Annotated in this window: 12 protein-coding genes; 10 read left to right on the top strand and 2 right to left on the bottom strand. The window is 36.2% G+C overall.

The genetic code is table 11. The features are described from left to right. Positions 1-120: 120 nt before the first annotated feature. Positions 121-1,854, bottom strand: coding sequence for an arginine--tRNA ligase (gene argS, locus CKV78_RS04455; RefSeq protein ID WP_032855170.1), 1,734 nt, complete (start codon positions 1,852-1,854; stop codon positions 121-123). Between the two features lie 84 nt (positions 1,855-1,938). On the opposite strand from argS, the gene CKV78_RS04450 reads away from it, so the two are divergent. From CKV78_RS04450 to CKV78_RS04415, 8 genes are all read left to right on the top strand, one after another. Further along, on the top strand, positions 1,939-2,529 hold the full coding sequence (locus tag CKV78_RS04450) for a VOC family protein (RefSeq protein ID WP_032855169.1): 591 nt from the start codon (positions 1,939-1,941) through the stop codon (positions 2,527-2,529). Positions 2,530-2,534: 5 nt separating this feature from the next. Beyond that, the gene (locus CKV78_RS04445; protein WP_005762329.1) at positions 2,535-2,846 is read left to right on the top strand and encodes a hypothetical protein; all 312 of its coding nucleotides are present in this window, start codon (positions 2,535-2,537) and stop codon (positions 2,844-2,846) included. 20 nt (positions 2,847-2,866) lie between these two features. Further along, complete coding sequence (locus CKV78_RS04440) at positions 2,867-3,331, top strand: outer membrane lipoprotein (RefSeq protein WP_005762328.1); 465 nt, start codon at positions 2,867-2,869, stop codon at positions 3,329-3,331. Between the two features lie 156 nt (positions 3,332-3,487). Beyond that, entirely contained in the window at positions 3,488-4,570 is a 1,083-nt protein-coding gene (gene prfA / locus CKV78_RS04435; RefSeq protein ID WP_005762327.1) for a peptide chain release factor 1, read from the top strand. 290 nt (positions 4,571-4,860) lie between these two features. Further along, complete coding sequence (gene prmC / locus CKV78_RS04430) at positions 4,861-5,694, top strand: peptide chain release factor N(5)-glutamine methyltransferase (RefSeq protein WP_231964017.1); 834 nt, start codon at positions 4,861-4,863, stop codon at positions 5,692-5,694. 2 nt (positions 5,695-5,696) lie between these two features. After that, entirely contained in the window at positions 5,697-6,488 is a 792-nt protein-coding gene (locus tag CKV78_RS04425; RefSeq protein WP_005762324.1) for a SirB1 family protein, read from the top strand. A 13-nt stretch (positions 6,489-6,501) separates the two neighbouring features. Continuing rightward, entirely contained in the window at positions 6,502-7,356 is an 855-nt protein-coding gene (gene kdsA / locus CKV78_RS04420) for a 3-deoxy-8-phosphooctulonate synthase (RefSeq protein ID WP_005762322.1), read from the top strand. Positions 7,357-7,385: 29 nt separating this feature from the next. Beyond that, complete coding sequence (locus tag CKV78_RS04415; RefSeq protein WP_005762321.1) at positions 7,386-8,327, top strand: tetratricopeptide repeat protein; 942 nt, start codon at positions 7,386-7,388, stop codon at positions 8,325-8,327. 69 nt (positions 8,328-8,396) lie between these two features. Here the strand turns inward: CKV78_RS04415 and CKV78_RS04410 are convergent, their stop codons facing one another. Continuing rightward, positions 8,397-10,271, bottom strand: a complete 1,875-nt coding sequence (locus tag CKV78_RS04410; protein WP_005762320.1) for an acyltransferase family protein — start codon at positions 10,269-10,271, stop codon at positions 8,397-8,399. A gap of 219 nt (positions 10,272-10,490) precedes the next feature. On the opposite strand from CKV78_RS04410, the gene CKV78_RS04405 reads away from it, so the two are divergent. After that, entirely contained in the window at positions 10,491-11,441 is a 951-nt protein-coding gene (locus tag CKV78_RS04405; protein WP_005762319.1) for a 2-hydroxyacid dehydrogenase, read from the top strand. Positions 11,442-11,521: 80 nt separating this feature from the next. Continuing rightward, positions 11,522-12,712, top strand: a complete 1,191-nt coding sequence (locus CKV78_RS04400; protein ID WP_005762318.1) for a lipoprotein-releasing ABC transporter permease subunit — start codon at positions 11,522-11,524, stop codon at positions 12,710-12,712. The last annotated feature ends 11 nt before the right edge of the window (positions 12,713-12,723 follow it).

Raw genomic sequence — 12,723 nt, 5'->3', positions numbered from 1 at the left:
CTGCGAGGCACTTTTTTTTATTCCAAAAAAGTGATTTGTCAAAATATTACAAGTAGATAGTAGATAAAAGAAAAGGCTGATAATATTTATCAGCCTTTTACGTTTTAATTATTGAAACAGTTACATTTTTTCAACGGTTTTAATGCCTAATAAGGTTAAACCTTGTTTTAAAGTTTTTTCTGTTAATAACGCTAATTTTAAACGGCTCATTTTTACGTTTTCATCTTCGTTATTTAAAATTGGACAATGCTCATAGAATGATGAGAATACGCCAGCAAGCTCATAAAGGTAAGTACAAAGAATATGTGGACTACCTTCTTTGGCGACTACTTGCACAGCCTCTTCAAACTGTAACAATTTCACTGCTAACACTCGTTCTTTTTCATCTGCAAATTTTAATGTTGCTTGTTGTAATTGTGATTCTGAAATATCGCTACGATTAAAAATAGAACGAATACGAGTATAGGCATATTGCATATAAGGTGCAGTATTACCTTCAAAACTCAACATATTATCCCAATCAAAGATATAATCAGTCGTGCGGTTTTTAGATAAATCAGCATATTTTACTGAACCAATTGCAACAGCCTCAATTACAGCTGCTTTTTCTTGCTCAGAAAGTGCGGTGCTTTTTTCATTAATTAATTGTGTTGCACGTTCAACCGCTTCATCTAATAAGTCAGCTAATTTAACCGTACCACCAGTACGTGTTTTAAATGGTTTGCCATCTTTTCCTAACATCATACCGAAGTTTTTATGTTCAAGTTGGAAGTTATCAGGTACATAGCCCGCTTTACGCGTAATTAACCAAGCCTGTTGCATATGTTGGCTTTGACGGGTATCAGAGAACACTAAAGCTCGATCTGCATTTAATGTTTCATAGCGGTATTTTGCAGCGGCGATATCTGTTGTAGTATATAAAAAACCACCGTCTTTTTTCTGCACTATAACGCCCATTGCTTCACCGTCTTTATTTTTAAATTCATCAAGGTAAACGACTAATGCACCTTCATCTTCAACGGCTAAGTGTCGTTTCTTCAAATCTTCAACAATGCTTGGTAACATTGGGTTATATAAACTTTCACCCATCACATCTTTTTCAGTTAAGGTTACGTTTAGACGATTGTAGTTTTGTTGGTTTTGTTGCATTGTGATATCAACAAGTTTTTTCCACATTGTGCGACAATATTCATCGCCACCTTGTAATTTCACAACATAATTACGTGCTTTTTCAGCGAATTCAGGATCAGAGTCGTAATGTTCTTTTGCCGCACGATAAAATGCTTCTAAATCACTTAGTTCCATTTCTGAGGCATTTTCGTTTTCCATTTTTTCCAAATAAGCAATTAGCATACCGAATTGTGTGCCCCAGTCGCCAACGTGGTTAGCACGGATAACCTTATTTCCTAAAAATTCTAATGTACGAACAACGGCATCACCAATAATGGTTGAACGCAAATGACCTACGTGCATTTCTTTTGCTACATTTGGAGAGGAATAGTCAGCCACAACAGTTTGTTTCTCAGTTACTGTAATGCCTAATTTTTCATCATTTAAAGCATTTTGAACGTTTTCAGCTAACCAATGTTTATCTAAGAAAATATTGATAAAGCCAGGTCCTGCTAATTCGATTTTTTCAGCAATGCCATTAAGATCTAATTGTTGAATGACTTTTTCTGCAAATTCACGCGGATTATAACCTGCTTTTTTAGCAGCAGCCATAATGCCGTTTGCTTGGTAATCACCAAACTGGGCTTTACTTGATTGACGAACTAGCGCATCTACATTTTTGTCAGCACCAACTGCAATCATCGCTTGTTGAATTCTATGAGATAGAATAGATTGAATATTCACTGTTACAATACCTAAATGACAATTAATAAATAGTCGGTTATGATACCGCTCTTTACGCATTCAGAAAAGTCAAAGCGGGAAAAAATGATGATTTTTAATCAAACGCACACATTATTTGCTAATCAGACTACACTTTTAGCGGACTTCTTTGGGTTTGAACAAAAGATACTGCAACTTTCAAAGGCAATGGGATTATCCCTTGAAAATTATGAAATTGATCATTTAGCGCTAAGAGTAAACTCTGAAGAAAAGGCAAAATATTGGCTGACACTACTATTAAAGTACGGTACAATTTTGAGCGATAATGTCGTCAATGGGAGAATTATTTATTTAATTAAATTAAATCAGCCATTTATTTTTACTGGGCAATCAGTCGATATTATCGAGTTACCATTCCCTAAAAATAATCAATATTACCCAATTGAAAGTTGGGAGCATATTGAGGTTGTGATGCCGTTTTTAGCAAATGAGAGTGTTGAAAATTGGGTAGAACGCATTAATCAATTATTTTTATGGAACAAAATAGATAATTTAAAGGTCAAAGTGAGTGAACCTAAGGTTGAGGGTGAGCAATTGCCTAACCCGTCAATTGCAGTGAGTTTTTGGGATAAAGCTCAAAATCATACTTGTATTAAGGTGCACCCATATAACATAAAAACAATCATTGAGGTTTAGCAGTGATGAAAAAATTAACAATTTTAACATTGACAGCAATTTTGGGCTTAGGGCTAGCAGCCTGTTCGAAAAATTATAATGATCATGATCAAGGTAACGGATATCGTGGAGAAATTTTATTTAGTTCTTATGAAGGTGAGAAACTAAATTTAACTATCCGTAAAAATGATTGTGAACGTCCTGATGGTCCAATTGAGAATATTCAATTGGTACACAAATATGATTCTACATTAGTTGTTGGTGCGTGCGTACGCGTGACTGACAATAGCGAGGGACTAAAAAATATTTCCACTTTTAGCCCGAGATCACCTTTATAATTTGATATAGGTAACTGATTATGAAAAAAATCACTCTTGCGTTAGCGATGTTAATGAGCTTTGGTTTAGTAGGCTGTGCAAATACTGATATTTATAGCGGTAATGTATATGAAGGTACACAAGCTAAAGAAGCACGTTCTGTTAGTTATGGTACGATCGTTTCTAGCCGTCCTGTAAAAATCCAAGCAAATAACCAAGGTGTTATTGGTACGGTTGGTGGCGGTGTCTTAGGTGGTGTCGCTGGCTCAACTATCGGTGGTGGAAGTGGTCAAGTAATTGCAACAACTGTTGGAGCAATTGCAGGCGCTGTGCTTGGTAGCAAAGTTGAAGAAAAAATGTCACAAGTTGATTCTTTAGAACTGACCATCAAAAAAGACAATGGTCAAGATATCGTTGTTGTCCAAAAATATGATGCAAGCCTAGTACCTGGTGCTCGAGTTCGCATTGTGGGCGGTTCAACTCTCAACGTATCTGTAGTCAGATAATCACATTTGATTAAAGTAAAAAAGTCCTTAGATTTCTAAGGACTTTTTTATTACATATTTTGTTCGTTTAAGAAGATTTCTTGTAATTTATCGTTAAATACATGTTAGAATTGCACGATTTTTATTTTATTTTTGTTAATTTAGTAAGGTTAATAAATGAAACCCTCAATTATTAGTAAATTAGACAGTTTAAAAGAGAGACACGAAGAATTAGAGGCATTATTGGGTGATGCTTCGGTGATTAGCGATCAAGAAAAGTTTAGAGCCTACTCAAAAGAATATGCACAATTAGAAGATGTTGTAAAATGCTTTGCACGTTGGAATCAATTAAATAGTAATATAGAAGAAGCCCAATTATTACTCGATGATTTAAGTATGAAAGAAATGGCGCAAGAAGAAATTGAAGAATGCAAAGCAGAACTTGAGCAAGTTGAACAACAATTGCAGATTTTATTATTACCAAAAGATCCAAACGATGAATATAACTGCTATTTAGAGATCCGAGCGGGAACCGGAGGTGATGAGGCTGGTATTTTTGCGGGTGATTTATTCCGTATGTACAGTCGTTATGCAGAAGGTAAACGCTGGAGAATAGAGGTTTTAAGTGCGAATGAAAGCGAGCAAGGCGGTTACAAAGAAATCATCGTGAAGGTGAGTGGTGAAGGTGTTTATGGTCAATTGAAGTTTGAATCAGGCGGTCACCGTGTTCAGCGTGTACCCAAAACAGAATCACAAGGTCGTATTCACACATCCGCTTGTACTGTAGCTGTAATGCCTGAGTTGCCAGAATCTGAATTACCTGAAATCAATCCATCAGATTTACGTATTGATACTTATCGCTCTTCTGGTGCGGGTGGTCAGCACGTTAATACAACGGATTCTGCGGTACGTATTACACACATTCCAACGGGAATTGTGGTGGAATGCCAAGATGAGCGTTCACAACACAAAAATAAAGCAAAAGCATTATCTGTGTTAGCGTCACGTATTGTTCAAGCAGAGAAAGAACGTCAAGAACAACAACAAGCTGATACTCGCCGTAACTTATTAGGTTCTGGTGACCGTTCAGATAAAATTCGTACTTATAACTATCCACAAGGCCGTGTCACTGATCACCGTATTAACTTAACGGTGTATCGTTTAGATGAAGTGATGAATGGTAAAATTGATGAGCTAATTCAACCTATTATTACAGAGTATCAAGCCGACCAACTCGCTGCATTATCAGAGCAAGCATAATAAAGCTCAAGGCAGAATACGGCAGTATTTTGCCTTTTTTAACAAGCAACGGATAAATCTGTAGAGTAAAATTACTAACATTGGCAAGAGAATGTCGAATTAGAACTAAATCAAGCATTGAATCTGATTTACGGTTCAACGAGAGAGACCGAGTCTTAAGGATTGAAAATTGTCAAATAACTAGAAATCTTACTATCGTGTGTGAGGAATTTGCAGTAACAAAAATGATTGGACAAACCTACAAAGAATGGCTTGATTTTGCAACAACATTGCTATCTGAAACAGAGGTAATGAATGATGCTAAAATTGATGCGATGGTTTTATTGAGCGAAGTTACCCAGAAAACACGAGCCTATATTTTAGCTTTTCCAGAAACGCATTTAAGTGCGGATAAATTAAAACAACTTGAGAAATATTTAACACGCCGTGCCAAAGGCGAACCGATTGCTTATATTTTAGGGGAAAAAGAATTTTGGTCGTTGCCATTGAAGGTATCTAAACATACTTTAATTCCTCGTCCTGATACAGAAATTTTAGTTGAACAAGCACTAGAGATCGCAAAACAGCGTTTAAACTCATCCTACTTTTCTGGTGAACTGACGATTTTAGATTTAGGCACAGGCACTGGGGCAATTGCCTTAGCATTAGCATCTGAACTCAAAATGTTGACACAAAAGTGCGGTGCAAATTTAAATATTTTGGCAGTGGATCGTATTGCTGAGGCAGTTGAATTGGCGAGAGAAAATGCTAAATACAATCATTTAGAGGTCACTTTTTTACAAAGCTCTTGGTTTGATGCACTTGATCCCTCAATAAAATTTGATGTGATTGTGAGTAACCCTCCTTATATTGATGAAAAAGATTCCCATTTAACACAAGGGGATGTGAGATTTGAGCCTTTATCTGCTTTAGTGGCAGAAGAGGAAGGATATGCGGATTTACGTCACATTATTGAGCAAGCACCTCAATTTCTAAAACCTCAAGGCTATTTATTATTAGAACACGGCTGGCTACAAGGGGAGAAAGTGCGGTCGATTTTTACAGAAAATAATTGGCAGCAAGTGCAAACATTGAAAGATTATGGCAATAATGAACGAGTGACCTCAGCTAGTATTGAGGAATAAGAATGAAATATATTAGAAAAGCATTATATGATGAAATGTGCACCTTCTATCATTTAACATCGAAGCAAGAAGGTGAGGCTATACGTATTCGAGCATTAATGGGGCATTTAGTGCGAAAAGCGCGTAAAATGATCCCTGAAGAAATGGATAAAAAAGAAAAAATCCACTTATTGTTGCAGCTTTTTTATGGTGAATGGGGTTTTTATTGCGATCCTGAACAATATTATTTAGCTGATAATTTAGATTTAGCTTATGTCTTGCAAACTGGTAGTGGTATGCCAGTTAGCCTTGGGGCAATTTTGTTGTATTTGGCAGAGCGTTTAGATTTACCACTTTATCCTGTAAATTTCCCAACACAGTTGGTTTTGCGTGCAGATGTGGATGGTGAAGTAGCTTTTATTAACCCTTGGGATGGCAAATACATCTCACAAGATCTGTTGCATACTTGGTATGAGGGGGCAATGGGGTTTGGTGTGCCATTTATGGCAGATACTTTGGCTGTGGCAGAATGTAACGATTTGCTTGGGCGTTTCCGTCAATTAGCCAAAAATGCCTTGATCAGAGAAGAACGTAATGGTGAAGCCTTACGCTATATTTCACATTTAATCAGTTATAGTCCGGAAGACCCTTATGAAATTCGTGATCGTGGTTTAGTTTTGGCACAGATGGGTTGTTACCACGTGGCAAAAGAAGATTTTGAATATTTTATTGATCAATGCCCACAAGATCCAACCGCTCTTTTACTGAAAAATCAGGTAGAAGAATTTCAACAAGATACTTATTTACTTCATTAAAGAGGAAACAAGAATGAATAATAAAGTGATTCGCTTAGGTGATATTGAAATTGCTAACGATAAACCGTTCGTATTATTTGGAGGTATGAACGTGTTAGAAAGTCGTGATATGGCAATGCAAGTATGTGAGGCTTATGTTAAAGTAACAGAAAAATTAGGTGTTCCTTATGTATTTAAGGCATCTTTTGATAAAGCTAACCGCTCATCAATTCATTCTTATCGTGGTCCTGGAATGGAAAAAGGACTAAAAATTTTCCAAGAGTTAAAAGACACTTTTGGGGTGAAAATTATCACTGATGTGCATGAAATTTATCAATGCCAACCTGTGGCAGAAGTGGCTGATATTATTCAACTCCCTGCGTTTTTAGCACGTCAAACTGATCTAGTGGAAGCGATGGCGAAAACTGGTGCTATAATTAATGTGAAAAAACCACAATTCTTAAGTCCTAGTCAAATGGGCAATATCGTTGAGAAAATTGAAGAATGTGGAAATGATAAAGTGATTTTATGTGATCGTGGTACAAACTTTGGTTATGACAACCTCGTTGTGGATATGCTTGGTTTCAGTATTATGAAAAAAGTGTCAAAAGGTTGTCCTGTGATTTTTGATGTCACTCACTCATTACAATGTCGTGATCCATTTGGGGCTGCTTCTGGCGGTCGTCGTGCTCAAGTGACAGAACTTGCTCGTTCAGGTCTTGCAATTGGGTTAGCTGGTTTATTTTTAGAAGCACATCCAAATCCAAATCAAGCAAAATGTGATGGTCCATCCGCTTTACCATTATCTGCTTTAGAAGGTTTTGTCAGTCAAATGAAAGCGATTGATGATTTAGTAAAAAGTTTCCCAGAATTGGATACATCAAATTAATAAGAAAGAAATTGATAGGAAAGAGAAGAATGAAACGACTTTATTCTTTTTCATTGTTTTTTCTGACATTAGGTGCCTCATTGGCACCTTTTGTAGCTTTGGCAATGGATACTATAGAGAAAGATCAGTTCATAGCACAATTTGAATTACCTTATAAACAAAGTCGACAAAATAATGTGAATGAGGGCAAGGTCATTGCATTATTTGAAGAGGTTAGCGCATTAGATTGTAGTGATCCCACCACACATCTGAATGAATTAGCTTATGGTAGCCGCTCAACACCTCCCGAGACAAAGCAAATTTCACAAGAGGAAAGAGAAAAACTTGCGCATAAGTATTTCAAAACAGCGCTTGAGTTGATCCAGCGTGAAGTGGATAACGGTGATACAAGCTACCTTTATACTTTAGGCTATATGTATGAAAATGCTTATGGTACTGAGAAAAATCTTGAAAAGGCGACCGCACTTTATGAGCGGGCAGTAAAGCTAGGCAACCCAAGTGCTATGAGAAACTTAGCTTATTTGCACCAAGAAGGCGATTTGCCGAATGATGATAACCAAGCGTTCAAATTGTTTTTACAAGCTGCGGAACAAAATGATGCAAAATCACAATATGAAGTTGGGCTATATTATGTAGATCGGGGGCATTTTGATAAAGGCTTTACTTGGGTCAAGAAAGCTGCAGATCAAGGTTTACAGCCAGCAAGACACACGATAGCGACACTCTCACTAATGGGGTGGGGGACAAAGAAAAATGTGGATTTTGCACTCAAGGAGTTTGAGGCAATTGGTGATTATGCTGCGATTGCAGGTTTATATGAATCTGAAGAAGTATTTGGATATAGTGATTTATCGAAAGCCTTATATTATTATCAGCTAGCTTATACAAACGAAGAAGATCCTGTTGAAAAGAAATTCTTATTAGAAAAGTTGGATGACTTGAAAATCAAATTAAAACTAGATAAAAAATAAAAACTCTGATTTGGAAGTTAAGTGCGGTTAAAATATTCAAAATTTTTACCGCACTTTTATTATTGATGTCTATTTTTGATAAAGTTCTTGCACAACTTCAGGGGGTAATAAACGTTCGTGTTGGCTGAATTGTTTACCTAAATAATACGAACCAAAGTGAGTAAAGTGGTCTTGGTCAGCATAAATTGGTTGACCTTCCACTTTGAATAAATCGTTTGGTAAGTATTTCGGTGCATCAATCCAAGTCACATTTGGAATATCTGCAATTAAGCTACGAATTTGTGCATTGCTGGCTCGAATATCGCCTAATTCTTGGATCGGTTCTAAATATTTATCAATACCAAAGCGTGCTAAGCGGAATTCACGTAATGGGGAACGTGTTGTCGACATATTATTGGCTAACACATACACTTTTTTTGTTTTTGCTAGGTATTCTACAGTTGCTCGGAATTCCTCATCAAAGTTTGGTAAAACGAAACTTTCTGGTAAGAAACGTGGTACAGGTTTATTACCTCGCTTAATATCATAGAACATTGAAATAAAGATTACTGGATAATCTTCAATGTTTTGCCAGTATTGGGTACATTCAGGGGCATTTTTTAACTGTCCCTCTTTGTTCACAAATAAAATACATTCGCCCACGTTGAGAATATTGCTTTTCCACCCTTCTTTGTTTCCCACATAATTGAGGAAGTGATATAGGTGATCTGCGTGTGAATCACCAATGGTTAGAATTTTCGGTTCGTAATGATTTTCTAATTTTTCTTGTACACTTGCTGTTGAGGTTTCCCATAGTTCTTTCGCCTTTTTGATTGATGAACGCATTGAGAGGTTATAACCAATCACAGCTAGAGATGGAATGAGATATAAGAATAAGAATGCTTGTTTGAAGGTGAGGTTAGATTTACGAATAGGTTGTTCAAGTAGATAATAAGTTAATGTTGATGACAAAAATGAAAGCACAACGATCCCAATAATGATGGAGTTATTGAGTTCTTTTGCACCTGTAATGTAATACGCAAAGGCAATATATACCCAGTGGAATAAATATAAGGAATAAGAAATTTTACCTACGAATACGACTGGTTTTAATGAGAAAAAGCCTTTTGTGATCTTATCCGTTTGAGAAAAATAAATTAAGAGTGCGGTAAATGCACAGGGAATAAGCAAAGATATACCTGGTAAATAATTCATTTCTTTATGGAAAAATACCAGGCACGCTACGATACCAAACAATGCAATGAGGCTAATGAATGAATCTCTGTGGTTATGTTGCTGTGTTTGTGGCGTAGGAATAATAGCTAAGAATGAGCCAATTAATAGCTCTGGAAAACGGATATTTGAAATATAATAAGTATTATGCAAGAGCACCTTGCTATATGCTTCGTTTGGGATAAAAGACGATGCGGTAAACAGTATAAACAATCCAACAATTACATAAAGGAAAGTCTGTTTATTTTTCCATTTTTTATAAGCCAGAGTGAGAAAAATTGGGAACAATAAATAATATTGTTCTTCTACAGCTAAAGACCAAATATGTAAAACAGGGTTTTCATTGGCACTAAGATCAAAATAACCTTGGCGATGGGCTAAGTAAAAGTTAGAAAAAAATACGGTTGCTAGCTCAATAGTTTTACGTAATTGTTCTGCTTCATGGCGTAAGAAAATAAGTGATGAAAAAACAGAAACCATTGCCATCACAAGAATAAAAACTGGGTAAATCCGCTTAATTCTTCGGTTATAAAAGTTTTTATAGGAAAAGCGGTTATCTAAAATCTCATTTGTAATGATTTTGGTGATTAAAAAACCTGAGATTACAAAGAAAATATCGACACCGAGAAAACCGCCCGGTAACCAGTTTGAATTCAAATGAAAAATAAGAACAGAAATTATCGCAAGAGCTCGTAGTCCATCAATTTCTGGGCGGTAAGCAAGGTGACGCATAAAGTGCTTTTCCTTTTTTAAATATGTAATGTTATCGAATCAATATTGCCATAAGGCATAAATAATAGCCAATTTTTAGGCAAGCATATTAAAGCTACATATAATATCAAAATTTTATACATTGGTTAATGCTTATACTTTTATAAAAAGTGTAATTTATATTGCTATATGAAAAGAAATTGCACAAAATAGAAATTCATTGCAAAAAAGGAGTTAGAGATGTTAAAAATTGTTTTTCTTGATAGTACTGCTATTCCAAAACATATTCCTGTTCCTCGCCCAAGTTTTGAACATGAGTGGATTGAATATGAATATACCTCCGCAGATCAAGTGATTGAGCGTATGAAAGATGCAGAAATTGCGGTGACTAGTAAAGTCGTATTTACTCGCGAAGTAATGCAACAATTACCCCAACTCAAACTGATTGCAATTACAGCGACTGGTACAAACAATGTGGATCTAGTAGCAGCAAAAGAACTTGGTATTGCAGTGAAAAATGTGACAGGTTATTCAGCAACTACAGTGCCAGAACATGTACTTGGTTTAATTTATGCGTTAAAACACAGCATTATGAGCTGGTATCGCGATCAGCTTTCAGCAAAATGGGCAGATAGCAAACAATTTTGCTATTTCGATTATCCAATTACGGATGTAAAAGGGGCTACCTTAGGTGTTATTGGTAAAGGTTGTTTGGGCACAGAAATTGGTCGTTTAGCGACAGCACTTGGTATGAATGTGCTTTATGCTGAACATAAAGGTGCAGCGATGTGTCGTGAAGGTTATACTCCATTTGAAGACGTGTTAAAGCAGGCTGATATCGTGACATTACATTGTCCATTAACTGAAACTACACAAAACCTGATTAATAAAGAAACTTTAAGCTTAATGAAAAAAGGTGCCTATTTAATTAATACGGGGCGTGGGCCGTTAGTTGATGAACAAGCATTGGTTGATGCATTAGACAGTGGTCATTTAGGTGGTGCAGCAGTTGATGTGTTAGTGAAAGAACCACCACAAAGAGACAATCCAATTATCCAAGCTGCGATGCGTTTACCAAACTTGATTGTAACACCTCATATTGCTTGGGCGTCTGATAGTGCAGTTACTACTTTAGTAAATAAAGTAACGCAAAATATCGAATCTTTTGTAAACGATGAATTAAATGCGTAATTAATAAAATATCGTGATGTTGTTGTATAGTGTTTATGCAATAATAGCACGATATTTTTATTGTTGATTTCTAGGAAAAAATGACATTTTCAGTCCCTTTATTTATTGCCTTCCGTTATTGGCGCGCCAAAAGTGCGGATCGTTTTGGCAGACTTGTGACAAATTTGGCAAGCATCGGTATCACTCTTGGCGTAATGGCACTTATTATTGTGCTTTCTGTAATGAATGGTTTAGAACAACACCAGAAGAAACAAGTTCTGTCTCATATTCCACACGCTATTTTAATGCCAAATGAAGGCAATGTGAATGTAAATGAACAATTAAGAAATGTACCTGATTTTGTGCAAAAAGTAGTACCTGTTAATCAAACTGGTGTAATTTTACAGACTCGTTCGGGAGTAGGTGCAGGGCAAGTTATTGGCGTACAACAATTATCAGATGATCCTTTATTATCTGAAGTGCTTAAAGATTCCTTTGAAACTATCTTAGCTCAAGGTAGTTTCAATCTAGTTATTGGTAGTCAATTAGCGCAAAATCTTAAATTGAATATTGGTGATAAAGTGCGCGTGATGATTACTGAAAATAGTCAATACACGCCTTTTGGTCGCGTGCCTGTACAGCGCCTGTTCACCATTAGTGATATCTATTATTCAAACAGTGAAGCCTCAGGCTATCAAGCATTTGCTAATTTATCTGATATTGGCCGTTTAATGCGTATTGCTCCAACGCAAGCACAAGGCTATCGTTTATTTTTATCTGATCCATTTCAGATTAACGAGCTTCCTTACTCCTTTAATGTAGAACAATGGAAAATTCTTGATTGGCGAGCTCAAAAAGGTGAGTTTTTCCAAGCCGTAAGGATGGAAAAAAATATGATGGGCTTATTGATCAGCTTAATTATTGTCGTTGCGGTGTCTAATATTATTACCTCACTCAGTTTAATGGTGGTGGATAAGCAAGGTGAAATTGCAATTTTACAAACACAAGGTTTAACTAAGAAACAAGTGCGGTCAATTTTTATTTATCAAGGTTTACTTGTCGGGATTGTTGGGACAATCATAGGAACTATATTGGGCGTAATTATGACTCTCAATCTTGATCGATTAGTGAACATTGTAAATCCACAAGGAGTGTTTTTACCAACTGATTTATCCTTTATACAAGTAATGACAATAGTGATTTTTTCGTTATTACTTTCTTTAGTTTCCACTATTTATCCAGCATATCGCGCAGCCAAAATTGAGCCAGCAGAGGCGTTGCGTTATGAATAACGAGGTAGAAT

The organism is Pasteurella dagmatis (assembly GCF_900186835.1).
Lineage (GTDB): Bacteria > Pseudomonadota > Gammaproteobacteria > Enterobacterales > Pasteurellaceae > Pasteurella > Pasteurella dagmatis.
This window is presented reverse-complemented; position numbering and strand designations above follow the sequence as displayed.